This window comes from Pseudoalteromonas sp. SCSIO 43101, assembly GCF_023650775.1.
GTDB classification, from domain to species: Bacteria; Pseudomonadota; Gammaproteobacteria; order Enterobacterales; family Alteromonadaceae; genus Pseudoalteromonas; species Pseudoalteromonas apostichopi.
On sequence record NZ_CP072673.1, the window covers coordinates 539,536 to 558,408 of the forward strand.

Genomic DNA, 18,873 nt, shown 5'->3' on the forward strand with positions numbered 1-18,873 from the left:
GGCTCTAGGAACTAGGTGCTAGGTTAGCACTTGTTTGGAGGTCGTGCTTTAGCGTTTTTTTATAACGCCATATGACGGCCTTAATAATTTAGCTTACAGCTCCTCCCATACAGCCAAGTTCCGATTTATGGTCTATTATTTCATTTTGCTGAGTAGTAATAATGTATTGGACTCGAGTTGCCCATGAAGCTTAACGACGCACAGATGTTTATTAACCCTGTTTATCGGTTAATAGAAATTACACCTATCCCCGTTACTGTTTCTTCGCCTAGCGGTAAACTTGAATATGCAAACCCGGCACTAAAACAATTATTAGGTTATGAAGGCGATGAAGTGTACGCAGATGATGTTGTTATAACTCATGCTGATGACAGGGAGTTAAATAAAACTATTCGTGCCAAGCTTAATCAGTTCCCTGAGCAGCCATTACAAATCGAAAAGCGTTACAAGCATAAGCTTGGGCATTCTATTTATTGCCAGCTGAACATTGTCGCAGAGGTAGATAATGACGGTAATGTCGTTCGTTATATTTCACAGATAATTGATTTAACAACGGTCAATAAAGAGGCGGCAGCAGATATTCTACTGACATATTTGGTTGATAAATCAAATGATGCCATGTTTATTGCAGACCCTCAGTTTGGTCAAATTCTTAACTGTAATCAATTAGCTTACAAGTGCTTAGGTTATGAAAAAGAAGAGCTACTAAAACTGACTGTGCCAGATATTAACCCAGACTATGATACGAATAGCAAATGGCTGGATAGGGTAGCGCGAATAAAAGCCCAAGAAACCACTATTTTTGAGTCGTGCTTAAAACATAAAGATGGTCATACTTTTCCAACTGAAGTGAGTGTTTGTTATATCGACCATCAAGGAAAAAGTTATCTTCTCGCGATTGTGCGTGACATTTCAGCTCGAAAAAATAAAGAACAGGCGTTGATTGAGCTTGCTAACCTTGACCCGCTTACCCAATTACCGAACCGTCGTTATTTAGAGCAATTATTGAATGATGTATTTAGTGAAAATGGTGATGTGTCTGAGGGAATGGGCTTTATTTATATCGATTTAGATGAGTTTAAACAAATCAACGATCAATATGGCCATGCAATAGGTGATGAAGTTTTAGTATGGGTTGCAAAGCAACTTCAAGCCGCCGTTAGAAGTACCGACTATGTAGTAAGAATGGGCGGCGATGAGTTTTTAGTGACTATATCAGGAGTAACTAATACGATGATTTTGAATCGCTTAGCTCATAAAATTGCGGCTCAGTTTACAAAACCATTTAGTTCTAAAGGTATATCAATTGAGGTTACAGCGAGTATAGGTGTGACAGCGCATTTTCTAGGAGATGGTGTGTACGCAGCGAACCAGTTAATTGAAGAAGCCGATGCGGCTATGTACCAAGCTAAAAAGCAACCTGGAACAACCATTATTCACTTTAGCTAATCGTTTTAAAGCCTTAAGTTACTTTGAAACTTGAAACTTGAAACTTGAAACTTTTCCCGTCTAAGCAGCCACTTCAACACAATTACGGCCGTTACTTTTCGCTTTATACAATGCTTTGTCGGCAACGGTGAGGGTTTCTTTCACGGTTGTTGAAGAGTGAGCTACGCTGTGTATACCAATACTCACGGTAAACTGCACGGTTTGCACTTCATCAATAGTGATGTAGGTTTCTTGCGCCTTTTGGCGAATTCGCTCGGCAACTAGCTTTGCATCAAGTAGGTTACAATTGAGTAGTAACACAAACTCTTCGCCGCCGTAACGGCAGGCTATATCAGCAAGGCCTTGTTCTGAGGTGAGTATGTTGGCAAATGCGATAATAACTTTATCGCCAACATCGTGGCCGTATGTGTCGTTAATGTTTTTGAAGTGGTCGAGATCAGCAATTAGGAGGGTAAACTCTTGCTGATTGGTTGCCATCGCGGCAATCAGTTCTTCACTTTTTCTGTCAAAGTAACGGCGATTATACAGGCCTGTCATTGGGTCTGTATCGACCAAGCGGTTGAGCTCAGTTTGCTGTGCTTTAATTTTTTCGAGGCTCTTAATTCGATAGGAAAGAATAAACGCCATCATTAACGCTTCGAGCAAAATACCTATGCCAACACCGTGGCTATTAATCACGTTTGCGTCGCTGATCCCTTTGTAATAAAGCACCGCCAGCATATTGAAAATAACGAACATAGAGTGGCCGAGCAAAAAGTATTTTGCCAGCGCGTTACCTTTGCGCCACAGCGAAATAGATACTCCAAATGTCACAGTCATCATTAATGCAGCCAAGCTGCTGGCAGGTTTTAATGCACCTACAATATCGAACAAGCTATAAACAAAGTCCGCAACGAGTAAGAACAAAATAATCGAAAGTGCAATATGCTCTTTAGGGTAGAGCTTTTTGGTTTCGAAAATAAGCATTACAAAGATCACTAAAAAGCTTGGCATACTTAGCAAGTTAGAATTGAGTTGTAATAGTTCGGCACTAAAAATACCGAAAAAGTTAGCGGCAACACCATAAGATAGCGCCACCCAAACTGTGCCAGAAATAAGGTAAAGGGCGTAAACGATGTTCTCGATTTTACGTGCCGATAAATACAAGAAAAAGTTATAAATCATCAGTGCTAACATCATCCCAACAAGTAGAGCAATATAATTACCATTCCCTACAAGAGCACGTTTTGAGTGCTCTTCATCAAAAATAGCGAGTGCAAACCATTGATGAGAAAAGGTCACGCTTTTTATGTAAATTGTTTTTTGCTGATTGGGTGCAATATAAAACGAAAATACGGCACTACCACCAAACATGTTGGTTTTAGGTCCTGCTTTATCAAGCTGAATGACCGATTGGTTTATCAGTTGCCCTGCTTGCGTTTCGTAAAAGCTCACTTCTTCTAAGTGATAGGCATCTGGGTTATGTACAAATAAGCGCAGGGTGTCGCTGTAGGTATTTTTTATAACTATTTTTGACCATGTTGTTTTGGCATTCGTGCCTAAAGTGAGCTTGTTTTGACTGTTTATAAAACTTTGCAGCTGAACTTGTGAAAGAGGCATAGTGCCAGAGCCATCAATAAAATAGCTCATATCAAATTGGGTGAGGTCAATGCTACGTTGGTTAATATTAACAATAGGGGAGTTATCGGCGCGGCTTTGATTAGCCAAAGTTAGGCATATTGAGTAGATAACAAAAAGCAGTATAAAGCGCGTAATCATCCCTGGTGCCTGTATCCAAATAAAAATAGTAATAAAGTTTTATTTTTAACGTAAACTGCTGGCTTGTCGAGTAAATTATTAACGAAAAATAAAAAAGCCGCTAACTTAGCGGCTTTGTTGGTTGCGAAAATATATTAACGTAGGTCGAAACGATCTAGCGTCATTACTTTAGTCCACGCTGCTACGAAATCATCAACGAACTTTTGTTTAGCATCGTCAGATGCATACACTTCAGCAATTGAACGAAGCTCTGAGTTGGAGCCAAAGATCAAGTCTACTGGTGTTGCTGTCCACTTAAGTTTGCCTGACTTACGGTCACGACCTTCGTAAACACCTTCTTCAGAAGATTTAGACCACTTCGTTGACATATCGAGTAGGTTAACGAAGAAATCGTTACTTAATGTGCCTGGTTTTTTCGTGAATACACCGTGTTTAGTTTGGTCAGTATTCGCGTTAAGAGCACGCATACCACCTAGTAGTGCAGTCATTTCTGGTACTGATAAGCTTAATAAATCAGCACGTTCTACAAGCATTTCAGCCGGTGATTTCCATGCTGAGCTGTAGTAGTTACGGAACGCATCTGCCGTTGGCTCAAGCACTTCGAATGATTCAACGTCAGTCATTTCTAATGACGCGTCCATACGACCTGGCTTGAATGGTACTGCGATAGAGAAACCAGCGTCGCTTGCTGCTTTTTCGATTGCAGCCGCACCACCAAGAACAATCATATCTGCTAGTGAAATTTCTTTACCGCCAGATGCGTTTTTGTTGAACTTAGTTTGGATTTTCTCAAGTTTGCTAAGTACTTTAGCCACTTCTTTCGGGTTGTTTACCGGCCAATCTTTTTGCGGAGCAAAACGAATACGTGCACCGTTTGCACCACCACGCATATCTGTGTCGCGGTAGCTTGCTGCTGATGCCCAAGCAACACGGACTAGTTCAGATACAGATAAACCTGAATCTAAGATGCTAGCTTTAAGTGACGCGATATCTTTGCTGTCTACTAGTTTGTGATCAACCGCAGGGATGTAGTCTTGCCAAATTAATACTTCTTCTGGCACTAAGTCACCTAAGTAACGAGCTCGTGGGCCCATGTCACGGTGGTTTAGTTTGAACCATGCTTTAGCAAATGCGAGTTCGAACTCTTTCGGGTCGTTTAAGAAACGTTCTGAGATCTTACGGAACTCAGGATCCGCTTTTAACGCGATATCGGTTGTGAACATGATAGGTGCATGACGCTTACCTTTGATGTGTGCATCTGGCACAAGATTAGATGCTTGACCCTTTTCAGGGATCCACTGAGTTGCACCTGCTGGGCTCTTGGTTTTAACCCATTCAAAGCTGAACAAGTTTTGAAGGTAGTTAATTGACCAACGTGTTGGTGTCACAGTCCATGCACCTTCAAGACCTGAAGTGATGGTATCTTCTGAATGGCCTTTACCACATTTATTTTTCCAACCTAAGCCTTGTTCTTCGATACCCGCTGCTGCAGGTTCTTTGTCTAAACAGGTCGCTTTTTTGGCACCGTGAGCTTTACCAAAGCTGTGACCACCGGCGATTAGGGCAACGATTTCTTCATCGTTCATTGCCATGCGGCCGAAAGATAAACGAATATCTTCTGCTGCAAGAAGTGGATCAGGATTACCGTGTGGGCCTTCAGGGTTTACATAGATTAAGCCCATCTCAACTGCCGCTAGTGGACCTTTTAGTTTGCCTTTTTTGTCACGACGTTCGTCAGTTAACATTTTGCCTTCAGGGCCCCAGTATACGTAGTCTGGTTCCCAATCGTCTTCACGACCACCGGCATAACCGAAAGTTTTGAAGCCCATTGATTCAAGTGCAACGTTACCCGTTAGTGCCATTAAGTCAGCCCAAGAAATACTGCGGCCATATTTCTGCTTTATTGGCCAAAGTAAACGACGCGCTTTATCAAGGTTTGCGTTATCTGGCCAGCTGTTTAGTGGGTCGAAACGTTGTTGACCACCGCCAGCACCACCACGGCCATCGAATGTACGGTAAGTGCCTGATGCGTGCCACGCCATGCGGATGAAGAATGGACCGTAGTGACCGTAATCAGCAGGCCACCAGTCTTGAGAGTCAGTCAGTACCTTCTCAATGTCGGCTTTTACCGCATTTAGATCTAATTTTAAGAATTCTTTTTTGTAATTAAAGTATGGACCCATAGGATCAGACTCTGCGCCATGAGCACGAAGTTGGCTAAGGTCTAATTGCTCTGGCCACCAGAATTGGTTTGATTTTATTTCGTTCGTAGCTTGTACGCCTGTTGCCACCAACAGTGATACTGCAACAGCGACTTTAGAGAAAGCTGAAGTTGATTTTTTTAACATTGTGTTGTCTCCAGTTAGAAGTTGGGTGAAATATAGAGTTGTTCTGATTAACTTTCCACTTACAAACTGGGGTTTAAATCGATTGATAAAATCGATAAAATAGATGGTGTGATTGATTTTTCCGAACAAAGCCAGCAATAATGCTGGCTCTAGGGGAGGGGGACATTAAGCTGAAATTCAGCTTATTGTTTATTCTTCAATAAAAGGGACGCCGTTTTTGATCCACTCAGCAGCAGGTTTACCTTTTAAGTAATGATCAAAATATTCCATCATGCGCACCGAAAAATCCACTTGGTTAGGGAATTTCTTCAAGTGGTGTGGTTCACCTTCGTATTGTAAGAAGGTTGCATCTTTACCAGCACGGCGAAGAGCTAAGTAGTATTGAACCCCTTCTTGCCATGGCACTGCATCATCTTTGTCACCAAACATAATCAGAATTGGGGTATTCACTTTATCGGCAAAGAACACCGGTGAGTTTTCGATATATAGCTCTGGCGCTTCGAATAAAGTTTTGCCTATACGGCTTTGCCCTGTTTCGTATTGAAACTGACGGGCAAGACCTGATTTTAAGCGAATACCGCTATAAGCACTGGTCATATTAGATACTGGCGCACCTGATACAACGGCCTTAAACATGTCTGTTTGAGTGATCATAAAGGCGCTTTGGTAGCCTGCCCAAGAGTGACCTTGTAAACCAATTTTATCTGGATCAGCAATGCCTAAATCAATTAACTTTTGAGTTGCGTTGATCATAGTTTGCGTTGATGATTTACCAGGATGACCAATCTCAAAACGGATATCAGGTAAGAAAATCGCATAGCCATTTGAGGTAAACATCGGGAAGTTAGGGCGATGATTTAACTCCATTTTCGGGAAGTCATACATGCGTTGGCTCATATAGCGGTAGAAGTACACAACTACAGGAACCTTATCGCCTTTTTTATAGCCTGCAGGCTTAATTAATACGCCTTGTAAATCTTCACCATCAAACCCTTTGTAGCTAATAAGCTCAGGTTTTTCACCCCATGCAAAGTTGCTAATTTGCGGGTTTAGGTTAGTAACACGTTGTGGCTTTTTGAAGCTAAAATCAGTTTGGTAGTAATCAGGGAATTGCTGGTATGTTTGTGCAGTAAATAGGTATTTGTCGGCATTTTTAGCCTTTTTCACTACGTCATAGCGCTTTTTACCCGAAAGTACTTTGCTGACTTTATTGCTCGATAAGTCAAGTTTGGCAATCTCTGTTTGCTTATCTTGCACGTTGGTTGCGCTTAGCAATAATGTTTCATCTTTGGCAAAACCAACTTGGTCTTTATCAAGTTTAATAACACGATATTGGGTGTTAGTTTCTTTACCTTGAGTTAAGCGCGTTGCCTTTTGTGATGCGACATCAAAAGCCCAAATATCAAATTTGCTGTAAACCAATACTTGGCTGCTGTCGTTCAACCAGCCCGCAAAACCATAACCCGGCTGAGGTGATGGGTAGTCATGTTTATCATCAGCAAAAACAGCGTTAATTGCTTTAGATAAGGTCGAAACCTTGTTGCTACCTAAATCTTTTAGCTGAACTTGGCTATCTTGGAAAAATGCTGCAAATTGACCATTTGGCGCAAGGCTTGGTCTAAATGGATAGTCGCTGACGATAGCTGTTTGTTTACCGGTTTTAACATCAACACTGAAGTAATCTGCATAAAAACCACCATACATAACGCGCTCTAAGTAAGGTCGGTCTGAATAGCCTAATAGTGCTTCGCGATTAGTGTTAAGCGAAACTTCTGGCATGTTTGGTGTGCTTAGCTGCACAACGTGCTGACCATTTATATGATACACAGCTTGGTAGTGACGAAGCTTATTCGCTTTGTTCCATTGCTGCTCTTCGCGAGGCTTAATTTCAGCGTCTTTATTGTGCCAAACGTTTAGGCCCTTCTGGTCGCGTATGGTATCGAAATCATATAAAGAGGCTTCATCTTTGTATTCTTTCAAGACAGATTTTGCGGCGAGTTTAGGGTGGTTTTCAAAGTATAAACGAGCACCATCTTCAGACCATTTTAATGATGCTGTTTTGCCGATAGTCCAGCTGCTATCTGCTGAGTTAATGGTTGAAAGAGCCCCGTTTTGTAAAAGCTGTAAGCTGTGATCGCGACGTCTTGTATCATCATTAACATAATTACCAATTAATAGTGCTGCGGTATTGCTGTTTGGTTGCCATGCAATTTTATTTGCAACAACACCAGGCTCATCAATCAACACGTTAGTTGCAAAGTCATTATTAAGATCAACTAATACAACTTGGTTGTCGGCACCATCGCTGTAGCTTTGGCTTGCTAATAATTGCTCGCCTGTACTGCTAATCGCATAGCTAAATACATTATTTATAGTGTGAGTGGTTTTGTCTTGAAGATTAACAAGCACTAAATCAAAGCTTTTATCTTTTTTATCTGGCTTGATTTCGCTGCTGTTTTCGTCTTTTTCTTCGCCGTCTTTTTTATCTGCTTTTTCTGCTTTCTTATCTAGTCGATAGGCAAGCCATATACCATCATCCGATAACGCATAGTCTTTTACATCGTTAAAAGTCTGTTGCTCGCCATTTTTAGTATTTACTAAAACAAGGTTATTTTTCAGCTGGTCTTTTTTCTTGGTGGTTTCTTTTTCAAGTAGGGTAGGTACCTGAGTAAAAGCCACCCAGTTTGCCGCTTTATTAATAGTAGGGCGAGTACCGCGCTCAACGCTGGTAAGTAGGTGGTTATTGTTTAACGTATAAACCTGACCTTCAGCATTACCGCGATAAGGGTCTGCACTAAAGCTAAGAATTTGGCCGTCTTCAGAAAGTTGGGTGCCTTTTGCGTATTTAAAATCAAACACGTCTTTAAATTGCAGAGCCTCTTTCGCACTAACATGTGCACTACCAAGGCTTGTCACCAAGGCTAAGCTCAAAAGTGATAATTGCGCTTTCATTAGTCTTTCTCGTTGTTTTTAAAATTTACGCACCCAGTGTAGCGTTTTTAATAAACAATTCGAGTAGATACGATAAGTGGCGTGTTTGGGGAGGTGAGCTGATAGCTGTAAGCTTTAAGCTATCAGCCATAAGCTAAAAAAAGTTGTCGGTAGGTTTTGTTAAAAGGGTAGCAGCGGGTTTATCCCGCGTAATTTTAATTTCACCGCTGCGCGATATGAGATCGCGCCTACGGCTAATTTCCTACAACCAAATCTTCTGTAGTTCTGGCCATTGTTTTTCAAATTGTGCACTTGGTTTTGCTTTAAAGTCGCTGCGCACGAATTGGTTCATCTTACCTTCAACATAGGCGAGTAAGAAATTGGCTAGGGTGCTTTCGTCTGATTGGAATGCTTTGCCTTCGCGAAGTTTGCGCTCGCGTAGCACTTGCTTGAATTGAGTTTCTAGCTTCTCGAATAAGCCTTGTACTCGTTCACGTAAACGCTCTTGTTCACCTTGTAAGGCATCACCGGTCAAAATACGGGTAATGCCTGGGTTTTTCTCTGCAAAGGCTAACAATAACAGCAAAATATTGTAGACTCGAGTTTGGCTTTCTTTCTCATTTTCTAAAATGAGATTAATGCGTGATAACAGAGTATCTTCAATAAACTCGATTAGGCCCTCAAACATCCGTGCTTTACTCGGGAAATGACGATATAACGCAGCTTCAGACACACCTACCTCCGCCGCTAGTTTTGCGGTTGTGATACGTTGACCTGGGCTGGTTTCTAACATTTGTGCGAGTGCTTGCAGAATCTGCTCTTTGCGATTACTTCTTTTTGTCGCAGGCATGACCATTCCTTTCTTATAATTTATTACTTGCGCTGTTGGGAGTCAGACAAGCCATTTTTTGTGCAAATGAGTGGCTTATGTTAATGTTTTATTCAGTTTCTTTCCAGCATTTTTACAAACGCTTGGCAAGCTCAGTCATTACGCTCATGGCCAAATCTTTTTTACTTCCCATTGCTAAATCTAGTTGCTCATTGTGCCAGAACAGTGTTAAAGCATTATGATCAGAATTAAAGCCAAGGCCTTCTTTTGATACGTCATTTGCGCAGATCATATCGAGGTTTTTATTCTTTAATTTACCTTGTGCGTAACTGGCAACATCTTGGGTTTCGGCAGCAAAACCAACTGTATAAGGACGGTTTTCGTTCAGCGCGGCGACGTTAGCTATGACATCTGGGTTTTTAACTAAGGTAAGGGTTAGTTCATCACCTAGCTTTTTCATTTTTTGCTCATGAATCGCTGCTGCACGGTAATCTGCCACCGCTGCACAGCCGATAAAGGCATCCGATTGCGCGGCTAGCTCCATCGAGGCGGTGAGTAATTGCTCAGCACTTTCTATATTAGTAAGCAGGGCATTAGCAGGTGCTTTAATTGTCACTGGGCCTGAAATCAGGTTTACCTTTGCACCTAACGCAAGTGCAGCTTCAGCAAGGGCATAACCCATTTTGCCAGAGCTGTGATTAGAAATATAACGAACTGGGTCGAGGGCTTCTCGGGTTGGTCCTGCTGTGATCGTGATGGTTTTGCCTGCAAGTAAAGGCTCAACCTCAGGTTGTGTACACAGCGCGACTAACTCATGAGGCTCTAACATACGTCCTGCGCCTACATCACCACAGGCTTGCTCACCTTTACCTGGGCCCCAAATAGCAACGCCGCGTTCACTAAGTGTGGCAATATTTGCTTGTGTAGCTGGGTGGGCGTACATCTGTTGGTTCATGGCAGGTGCAACCGCGACTTTTGCAGGGGTGGCTAGTAGTAGGGTTGTCAGTAAGTCATCTGCAATACCCATCGCCATTTTCGCTAAAATATTGCTGGTTGCAGGGGCGACTAAAATAAGGTCTGCCCATTTGGCAAACTCAATATGACCCATTGCGGCTTCTGCTGCAGGGTCGAGTAATGAATCAGAAACAATCTCACCGCTTACCGCTTGCATAGTTAAAGGAGTAATAAAGTGTTTTGCTGAGTCGGTCATGACGACTTTTACTTCACAGCCTTTATCTTTTAAACGGCGAACAAGCTCTGCGCATTTATAGGCTGCAATACCACCACTCATACCTAGCAGGATTTTTTTATTTACTGATTTTGTCATTACGTGAAATTTAACCTTTGTCGATATGGGCTAACGATAGCAAATCTTTACCGATAGCATGAAGTTTTCTTTTTTCTTACAGGAAAAAACGCGATTTTATAGTACAGTTTATTAAATGGAATAGTTGTTTTAAGGATGAAGCAATGCCGTTAACCGATCTACCTTTATCAGCAAGGCCGCGGGAGAAGTTACTCGCCCAAGGCGCAAAAGCACTCTCAGACGCTGAGCTATTAGCGATATTTTTACGTACCGGCGTGCCGGGTATGAATGCCATTGAGTTGGCCGAGCACCTACTAGATATAAATAGCACCCTGCACAATTTATTTAATGCCACTGAACAAGAGTTTTGTTCACAAAGGGGGTTAGGAGCCGCTAAATATGTGCAGCTCCAAGCTGTGCTTGAGTTGAGCCGGCGCTATATGCTTGAGCAATGTAAACGCGAGGCACTATTTAATTCGCCACAGGCTGTGTATAACTATTTAACTATTCAGTTGCGTGGCTTACAGCAAGAAGTATTTATGGTGCTGTACTTGGACAGTCAAAACCAATTGATAAAAGACGAAGTGCTTTTTTATGGCACTATTAATGCGGCCTCTGTGTATCCTCGTGAAGTTGTTAAAGCTGCACTACGCAATAATGCGGCGGCACTGATTCTTGCCCATAACCATCCAAGTGGGGTAGCAGAGCCAAGTCAGGCCGATAAATTGATCACTACAAAATTACAACAAGCTTTAGCCTTAATAGATATAAATGTACTGGATCACATCATAGTGGGTGGTGAAAATTGTGTATCGTTTGCCGAAAGGGGATTAATTTAAGCGGAGCTAAGGCAGGAGTGTGTTAAAAATGAGCAGTTTAGGGCGATTTTAGAAATTAGTTTAATTTAAATGCAGTTTTTACTTTCCCTAAGGGCATTCGATCATTATAATTAGCCGCTATCAAATTTACACATGAGCTGATTGGATAAGATCTGTTACTTGATCTTTGCCTGTATAAGCTGTATAAAGAGCGCCCTTCGATTTATCCCGGGGCACAAATACTGGCCTAAGGGAAAATTAAGCTCGAGCGAAGTTATTGGAGATATATAGACATGTCTAAAGTATGTCAAGTTACAGGTAAGCGTCCAGCGGTTGGTAACCACCGTTCACACGCGAGAAACGCGACTAAACGTCGTTTCCTACCTAACCTACAAACTCACCGTTTTTGGGTTGAAAGTGAAAAACGTTTTGTAACACTACGCACTACTACTAAAGGTATGCGTATTATCGATAAAAAAGGCATCGACGCGGTTCTTACAGAAATCCGTGCTCGTGGCGAAAAAGTTTAAGGAACTGAATCATGCGCGATAAGATCCGTTTAGTTTCAACTGCTGGTACTGGTTTTTTCTACACTACCGACAAGAACAAGCGTAACATGCCTGAAAAAATGGAAATCAAAAAATACGATCCTAAAGCTCGTAAACACGTGATTTTCAAAGAAGCTAAAATCAAGTAATTTTAGTTTTCAGAATCTCAAAAACCCAGCCTCGGCTGGGTTTTTTGTTTTTCAGCTTAGATTTGCAGTTTAGAAAATAGCAATCAGCACAAGAATCTTATTTGCTCTGCTGTTTTATCTTGCTTAATTATCAATCTAAGCGTAAAATGCGCGCTCATTTCGGCTTATTAAATTTAATTCCTTGCCTTAAACCGACTGGCCGAAACGGTAGAAGGCTCTATTAACCGTAAGGAATATCCATGCGTCATTACGAAATCGTATTCATGGTTCACCCTGATCAGAGTGAGCAAGTACCTGGTATGATCGAACGTTATACTGGTTCTATCACTGAAGCTGGTGGTACTATCCACCGTCTTGAAGACTGGGGCCGTCGTCAATTGGCTTACCCAATCGACAAGCTTCACAAAGCTCATTATGTTCTTATGAACGTTGAAGCACCTACTGAAGTAATCAGCGAGCTAGAAACTACTTTCCGCTACAACGATGCAGTGCTTCGTAACTTAGTTATGCGTACTAAAGACGCTGTAACTGAAGCATCTCCTCTTGCGAAAGAAGAGAAGAAAGAAGCACCAGCTGCTTAATCGTTTTGAGTTCAAGCATGGCGCTTGCAGTTGAGACAAAAAGATGAGCCAACCGGTTAATCCTTATATGAATCAGCTGACATTATCTGGGGTTGTTTGTAAAACACCTAAATATAGTCAAAGCCCTGCTGGTATACCGCATTGTATTTTTGTTCTTGAACATAAATCGATGCAAGTTGAAGCAGACCTTAACCGTAATAGTTATGTCAGACTTCAAGTTGTTGCCAGCGGCACGCCAATGCAACAACAAACTCAACAATTGCACGTTGGGCAACAAGTGCAAGTGACGGGGTTTTTAAACCGTCACGAAGGACGAAACGGCTTAAGCCAGTTAGTCTTGCATGCTCAACATATAGAAAGAATTTTTTGAGGAATTTTACTCATGGCACGTTATTTCAGACGTCGTAAGTTCTGCCGCTTTAAAGCGGAAGGCGTACAACAAATCGATTATAAAGATCTAGCTACTCTTAGAAACTATGTTACAGAAAGTGGCAAAATCGTACCTAGCCGTATCACAGGTACTAGCGCTAAATACCAGCGTCAGCTAGCAACTGCTATCAAGCGTGCTCGCTACTTAGCCCTTCTTCCATACACTGACTTACATAAGTAAGCAGCGGATTAACAGTTTTTAAAAGGTGTAGAGACATGCAAGTTATTCTACTAGACAAGATCGCAAACCTAGGTGGCCTAGGTGACCAGGTTGTAGTTAAATCTGGCTTCGCACGTAACTTCCTTTTCCCACAAGGTAAGGCAGTTCCTGCAACTAAAGCTAACATCGAAACTTTCGAAGCACGTCGTGCTGATTTAGAAGCTAAGATCGCTGAAGATCTAGCTGCTGCTCAAGCTCGCGCTGACAAGTTAGAAGCATTAGCTGAAGTTACACTAGTTTCTAAAGCTGGTGACGAAGGCAAGTTATTCGGTTCTATCGGTACTCGCGACATCGCTGAAGCTATTTCAGCTGTTGGCGTTGAAGTTGCTAAATCAGAAGTTCGTTTACCTCTAGGTACTATCCGTGAGACTGGCGAATTTGACGTAGCAATCGCAGTACACTCAGACGTATCGGCTACTATCAAAGTAATCGTTATCGCTGAAGCTTAATAGCAATATTAAGTAGAAAAAGCCGCGCTTTATGTGCGGCTTTTTTGTGCCTGAAATTTTTTTATAAACAACGTTATTCATTCGCCTAAACACTATTAATTTCAGCGTGTTGTACCTCCATTAATCATCAGTATAGATACTAATAGTATTAGTTTTTTATGTTTTAAACACACAAGTACTAACCATATAATCTTACCTATTTTGCAAACTAACGTTCTTTTTTCTTAATTTTCTTAATCTTATTAGTATAATCGGATGAGTAAAAGTAAATTGGTTAAAATTGACACTGACAACGCTGTCATTTATATTGTGCTGGTTAAAAAGTAGTAAGGAGTTGAAGTTGAGAAGTTCATTATTACCATATGGAAAGGGTAAACAAACTGGCTTTACATTAGTAGAAATTCTTATTGTTATCGCTATTTTGGGCATTCTGTATAGCGTAGCATTGCCTGCTTACACTGAGCATATGCAACGTAGTCGCCGCGCAGATATTCAACAACAGTTATTGCAATACAGTGCCAGTCTTGAGCGTATTTATTCACGAAATGGCGGCTACCCCAATGCATTTTCAACCCAAAATACTGATTACTACACCTTTACCTATACAGCAACTGACAAAGTATCAGGTGCTGTAAGCGACTTTAAAAATCGTGGCTACAGTTTAAAAGCCTCTCCTAAATCGGGTTCGGCGCAAGCAAGTGATCGCTGTGGTGACTTAACCATTAAACATGATGGTAGTTACAACGCTTCATTTAGTGATTGCTGGGAGTAACTAAGTTGCGTCGAATTGCAGGGTTTACCTTAATCGAGTTAATGGTTGTGCTAAGTGTTATTGGCATTATGGCAGCCCTTGCTTTTCCGTCATTTAGTCAACAGATCTTGCAAGATCGCGTTGTAACTACTGCAAATCAATTAAATAGTGTCTATAAGTTTGCACGCAGTGAAGCGGTAAAGCGTGACAAACCTATTAACCTAGTTGTTAGCAATAAGAACTGGCAAGTGACCCTCAATGAGGGCGGGGCAGACACGATTTTGAAAGAATTTTCGATCACTAAAAGCGGTGTTACTGTCAACTTGGTGGCACTGGCAATTAGCGCCAGTGGCGAAGTCGATAAACAAGCTGAAATTTTAGTTAAAGATGAGCACACAAATACCACAGATTACATAATGTGTGTGCTTAAAAGTGGTCAAAACTGGTTAGTTGAAAGTTCACAGCGAGGATGTGCATGAATAAGCAGGCAGGCTTTTCATTATTAGAGGTGATGATTTCAGTGGTGATTGCTGGAATCGCATTATTAGGGTTGGCTGCTGCGCAGCTAAAATCGCTGCAATATGCAACCAATAGCTTTAATTACACCGTGTCACTCATTCAAGGCCAAAATACTATTGAGCGTTTGTGGCCGCGCATTTGTGAAATTCAAAAAACTAATACCGCACTTTTTCAAGACGCGACTTTTAGAGCTTCGCTAGCACCACAAGTCAGTGATTATCAACTGACTATCCCAGCTAATTACAGTGATGATATGCAAATTAATGTCGCTTGGGTTGATAAGCGCATGACAGACAGTGCAGAAAATCAAATTAGTCTAAATGCCAGTTTCCCAGATTTAACGGCGGTATGCTCATGAATAAACGCGCTCAGGGCTTTACTTTAGTTGAACTTATGGTGGCATTGGCTGCAGGCGCTTTTTTACTAGCTGGAGTGAGTTTGTCTTACTCGGCGATTAAAAGCACTGTTGAAGTGAGTAAAGAACTCGAAAACGCCCAAGAGGTGATTCGCTATACCAGTAAAGTATTCAATCGTAGCATTAAGCAAACTCAGTTAGCTCCGATCATAAGTGCTGATAAAAGCACGATTACCATTACTCAGCCTAGTGGTGTTATTGCCTGTGATGGCTCTGCGACAACAGCGCAAGTGATTGAGGTCTATAGCTTAAATGGTAGTAATTTAATGTGTTCACTCGATGGCGCTACTGCTGAGCGATTACTCACAGGTATCGAAACTTTATCATTTGATATCGCTGGTGAGCTTGTCACAGTAACTGTGAAGCCAAATGATTTACCTGCGCAATTTGGCAATGGCATCAATATTGATATTGCTCTAACAAATGTAATATTAGTTAAAGCATACGGAGCAGGTAGTGTATAAAAAGCAAGGTGGTTTTACTCTAATTACAGTTTTGATCTTGACCAGTATGGCCAGTATCGTGGTGCTTAGTTCACTGCGCGAGAACGTCGTTCAAGAGCGCTTAAGTGGTAACTTTCAAAAGAAATTAAATAGTCGCTTATTGGCTGAAAAAGGTGTTTTTGAACAAGCTAAGTTATTACAACAAACCTTGGATGAGGAAGGTGTATTAGCGGTTGAAGATTTGATCAGTAAAACCAGTCATGCATCTGGTTCAGGTGTTATCGCTGATGATGCAATTTTTAATGCAAGTTTAAGTCAAAATGCTGCAGGTGAGCTAGAAATTGCAAGCCTTGGACAACGATTTGATGGCGATGCACAAAGTAACTTAGTTGCTCGTTTTGCAGTGCAAGGCGCGAAGGGAAGTTCGATTTTCACGAATGCTATGGTGGGTTGTAAAGGGGTTAACTTGTCTGGCAGTGGCAGTATCGACAGCTATGACTCTAGCAAAGGCACTTACGAAGAAACTAAGTCAAATGATGGCGATGTTTCAACGATTGCTGGCGATTCAGATGTGGTGCTATCGGGTCATTCACCGATAAAAGGCGATGTTAAAGCGACCGGGGTGATCTACTTAAATGGTTCATCACCGATTATTGGTAACATCCATTCAAATACCGGTGTTTATATTTCTCCAGGCAGCGGTTTACGTGTTGACGGTAATGTATATACCCGAGGTTATTATACGCATCGTGGCGGGACAGTTTCGGGGGTAGTGCGAGCGAATGGTGATGCAAAAATGCAGTGGTCAACATTCATCACGAATAGCCAAGCTGAAGCGTTAGATATTATGTATGGTGGCTCAGGCGATTTTAAAGATACCTACAATAATCAACAGGATGGTGTGCACTACAGTGATAGCAAGTTTAATGTAAACCCGAATGTTGAACCGATAACCGTTGCTGACCCAACTGCGCCAGATTATGACCCTACAAACCCAGATACGAGTTGTGATCCTTTGATATTGCCAGAGAAAATGGCAGACATCACGGATCAAGTGAGCAGTTATAGTTCTGTTGTTATAGGCCCTACGCAACAATTTAAGCTAAATACCGAAAAGGGTTATTACAGTAGTGGTGGTAGCCAAGTTATTTTACCAAGCCTTGCTGATATTTTCTTGTTTAACTCTAAAGCTCAGAACCAAGCCAATGGTAGTAATAGCAAAGAGTATATTTTTTCACTTGATAGACTCAAGATGACCAGTGACGGCAAAATGGAAGTGTCTGGTGGTGATGTTATTTTACTGATTGATGGTGACTTTTCGATGGAAGGGGACACCAGTCTAACAATAAAAAAAGATAGCAGCTTAACGGTGTTATTAACCGGAAAAGTAAATATTGGTGCAGGCGCAAAAGTAATTACTGAGCAAGAAGGGCTAACCACCAGTGGTCATCCTTCGTTATCATTCTACTCATCATTTAATGGTGTAAATGGTGTACAATTTAGCGGCGCTGCTAATTTATATGCGGCTATTTATGCGCCTTTGACTACGGTGAAATTGTCAGGTAGTGGTGAGTTGTTTGGTAGTGTACGTGGCTCAACAATTACCGCATCGGGGGGCAGTGGCGCTCACTATGATGCTGGTCTATTACAAGTACAAAATGGTGGTACACCAGCCTCTCCAGCACGCATCGTATTTTTAGGTTGGAGCTATAAAACCACAGAAACAACCGAAGAAGAAAACGAATCATCCCTTGCCGAATAACGCAAATCCCCAAATAAAATTGTGTAAGCTCAATTATTTGTAGCTTACACAAAAAAAATTAATTTCATTTAAACCTTTTGAATCCCTCCTTACGTCTAATACACTAAATTCACAACAATAATCATAAAGGACAACATCCAGGATGTTGATAGATGCAGAACAAGCGTTCGCCCAGCAAAGTGAGCATGCCTTGATAGAGCGCGTAAAAAGCGGTGATCAAGCTGCTTATGCAACACTTTATGAGTTGCATGTGAAGCGGGTTTATAGTCTTTGTTTGCGATTGCTTGCAGATAAAGAGCACGCAGAAGATGCAACACAAGAAGTGTTTGTACAGTTGTGGCACAAAATCGCGAACTTTGATGGACGCTCACAATTTTCGACTTGGTTACATAGTGTTACCAGCAATATTGCGATTAGCTACATTCGCAAACATAAAAGCTGGTTTCAAAAAGTAGTGAGTTTTGAACAAAGCGGTATGGATGAGCAAAGTGCCGAAGATTGCGGCGGCTTTAACGGCCTCGACAAATTAGTACTGAGACTACCTGAGCGAGCACGTATGGTTTTTGTGCTTCATGCAATTGAAGGCTATCGCCATGAAGAGATAGCAAGCATGCTTGATATGGCTGTAGGTTCAAGTAAGTCGCAATTTCACCGTGCAAGGCAGTTATTAAAAGAGTGGTATGAAAATGAGTAAGCCAGAATTTGAACAATTTTTAAATGACTCGCTTAATCAAAAGCAAGATATTAGTCCAGAAAAAGACCTTTGGCCGGGAATTGAGCGAGCAATTGCAAGGCCGCAAACACAGCATATTGATAAGCCAACTAATGGCTGGAATAAACTCGGTGCTGTTGCCGCTTGCTGTATTGCAGCCCTTTTGACTGTGCAGCTTTTTGTTGGCCAAGGTGAGTCAAATAGCATGATGGCAATGAGCGATTATTTTACTAAGCAAAAGCAAGGTTTGTTGGTGCAGTATCAAAATCAACCAGCTTTAACCGACAACTGGCAGCAACAACTAAAAGAGTTAGAAGAAGCCGAAAGTGCCATTAAGCAAGCACTTGAGAATGAACCTGAAAACCCAGCTTTATTACAAATGCTGTCGCAGGTTTATCAGCAACAACTGGACTTAATTAACAAGGTGCATGCACCGAAGTGGCAAACAATTTAGGA

General features: G+C 41.6%; 20 protein-coding genes. 15 read left to right on the plus strand and 5 right to left on the minus strand.

The window, feature by feature from the left end; genetic code table 11:
• Positions 1-183 precede the first annotated feature (183 nt).
• A complete protein-coding gene (locus J8Z25_RS02575; RefSeq protein ID WP_250661632.1) occupies positions 184-1,449 on the plus strand; it encodes a sensor domain-containing diguanylate cyclase in 1,266 nt (421 codons plus the stop codon).
• A 60-nt stretch (positions 1,450-1,509) separates the two neighbouring features.
• Here the strand turns inward: J8Z25_RS02575 and J8Z25_RS02580 are convergent, their stop codons facing one another.
• From J8Z25_RS02580 to coaBC, 5 genes are all read right to left on the minus strand, one after another.
• Positions 1,510-3,207 carry a sensor domain-containing diguanylate cyclase gene (locus J8Z25_RS02580; protein WP_130049757.1) on the minus strand — a complete coding sequence of 566 codons (1,698 nt, stop codon included), beginning with the start codon at positions 3,205-3,207 and terminating at the stop codon, positions 1,510-1,512.
• A gap of 134 nt (positions 3,208-3,341) precedes the next feature.
• Positions 3,342-5,555, minus strand: a complete 2,214-nt coding sequence (gene katG, locus J8Z25_RS02585) for a catalase/peroxidase HPI (protein WP_130049756.1) — start codon at positions 5,553-5,555, stop codon at positions 3,342-3,344.
• Positions 5,556-5,744: 189 nt separating this feature from the next.
• Positions 5,745-8,507 (minus strand): S9 family peptidase, encoded by a 2,763-nt coding sequence (locus J8Z25_RS02590; protein ID WP_250661633.1) that lies wholly within the window; start codon positions 8,505-8,507, stop codon positions 5,745-5,747.
• 241 nt (positions 8,508-8,748) lie between these two features.
• The gene (slmA, locus tag J8Z25_RS02595) at positions 8,749-9,336 is read right to left on the minus strand and encodes a nucleoid occlusion factor SlmA (protein ID WP_054554189.1); all 588 of its coding nucleotides are present in this window, start codon (positions 9,334-9,336) and stop codon (positions 8,749-8,751) included.
• 112 nt (positions 9,337-9,448) lie between these two features.
• Positions 9,449-10,642: a bifunctional phosphopantothenoylcysteine decarboxylase/phosphopantothenate--cysteine ligase CoaBC gene (gene coaBC, locus J8Z25_RS02600; protein WP_250661634.1), complete on the minus strand. Its 1,194-nt coding sequence runs from the start codon at positions 10,640-10,642 to the stop codon at positions 9,449-9,451.
• Positions 10,643-10,785: 143 nt separating this feature from the next.
• Here coaBC and radC point away from each other — a divergent pair, with 143 nt between their 5' ends.
• The 14 genes from radC (at position 10,786) to J8Z25_RS02670 (ending at position 18,871) form a co-directional block, all read left to right on the plus strand.
• A complete protein-coding gene (gene radC / locus J8Z25_RS02605) occupies positions 10,786-11,460 on the plus strand; it encodes a RadC family protein (protein WP_130049753.1) in 675 nt (224 codons plus the stop codon).
• 272 nt (positions 11,461-11,732) lie between these two features.
• A complete protein-coding gene (gene rpmB / locus J8Z25_RS02610; RefSeq protein ID WP_036973115.1) occupies positions 11,733-11,969 on the plus strand; it encodes a 50S ribosomal protein L28 in 237 nt (78 codons plus the stop codon).
• Positions 11,970-11,980: 11 nt separating this feature from the next.
• The gene (gene rpmG / locus J8Z25_RS02615) at positions 11,981-12,136 is read left to right on the plus strand and encodes a 50S ribosomal protein L33 (protein WP_022946036.1); all 156 of its coding nucleotides are present in this window, start codon (positions 11,981-11,983) and stop codon (positions 12,134-12,136) included.
• A gap of 239 nt (positions 12,137-12,375) precedes the next feature.
• On the plus strand, positions 12,376-12,717 hold the full coding sequence (gene rpsF / locus J8Z25_RS02620) for a 30S ribosomal protein S6 (RefSeq protein WP_036973113.1): 342 nt from the start codon (positions 12,376-12,378) through the stop codon (positions 12,715-12,717).
• A 67-nt stretch (positions 12,718-12,784) separates the two neighbouring features.
• Positions 12,785-13,087, plus strand: a complete 303-nt coding sequence (priB, locus tag J8Z25_RS02625; RefSeq protein ID WP_036973732.1) for a primosomal replication protein N — start codon at positions 12,785-12,787, stop codon at positions 13,085-13,087.
• A 12-nt stretch (positions 13,088-13,099) separates the two neighbouring features.
• Complete coding sequence (rpsR, locus tag J8Z25_RS02630; RefSeq protein WP_002962753.1) at positions 13,100-13,327, plus strand: 30S ribosomal protein S18; 228 nt, start codon at positions 13,100-13,102, stop codon at positions 13,325-13,327.
• 35 nt (positions 13,328-13,362) lie between these two features.
• Complete coding sequence (gene rplI / locus J8Z25_RS02635) at positions 13,363-13,815, plus strand: 50S ribosomal protein L9 (RefSeq protein ID WP_054554192.1); 453 nt, start codon at positions 13,363-13,365, stop codon at positions 13,813-13,815.
• 340 nt (positions 13,816-14,155) lie between these two features.
• The gene (locus J8Z25_RS02640) at positions 14,156-14,587 is read left to right on the plus strand and encodes a type IV pilin protein (protein ID WP_250661635.1); all 432 of its coding nucleotides are present in this window, start codon (positions 14,156-14,158) and stop codon (positions 14,585-14,587) included.
• 5 nt (positions 14,588-14,592) lie between these two features.
• A complete protein-coding gene (locus tag J8Z25_RS02645; RefSeq protein WP_130049751.1) occupies positions 14,593-15,045 on the plus strand; it encodes a GspH/FimT family pseudopilin in 453 nt (150 codons plus the stop codon).
• Positions 15,042-15,443 carry a type IV pilus modification PilV family protein gene (locus J8Z25_RS02650; RefSeq protein WP_130049750.1) on the plus strand — a complete coding sequence of 134 codons (402 nt, stop codon included), beginning with the start codon at positions 15,042-15,044 and terminating at the stop codon, positions 15,441-15,443. The genes J8Z25_RS02645 and J8Z25_RS02650 overlap by 4 nt, the downstream gene beginning before the upstream one ends.
• Entirely contained in the window at positions 15,440-15,964 is a 525-nt protein-coding gene (locus tag J8Z25_RS02655; RefSeq protein WP_250661636.1) for a prepilin-type N-terminal cleavage/methylation domain-containing protein, read from the plus strand. The genes J8Z25_RS02650 and J8Z25_RS02655 overlap by 4 nt, the downstream gene beginning before the upstream one ends.
• Positions 15,957-17,705: a DUF7305 domain-containing protein gene (locus J8Z25_RS02660; protein WP_250661637.1), complete on the plus strand. Its 1,749-nt coding sequence runs from the start codon at positions 15,957-15,959 to the stop codon at positions 17,703-17,705. Before J8Z25_RS02655 ends, J8Z25_RS02660 begins: the two co-directional genes overlap by 8 nt.
• Positions 17,706-17,847: 142 nt before the next feature.
• Positions 17,848-18,399, plus strand: coding sequence for an RNA polymerase sigma factor (locus tag J8Z25_RS02665; protein WP_167659157.1), 552 nt, complete (start codon positions 17,848-17,850; stop codon positions 18,397-18,399).
• The gene (locus tag J8Z25_RS02670; protein ID WP_250661638.1) at positions 18,386-18,871 is read left to right on the plus strand and encodes a hypothetical protein; all 486 of its coding nucleotides are present in this window, start codon (positions 18,386-18,388) and stop codon (positions 18,869-18,871) included. Before J8Z25_RS02665 ends, J8Z25_RS02670 begins: the two co-directional genes overlap by 14 nt.
• Positions 18,872-18,873 lie beyond the last annotated feature (2 nt).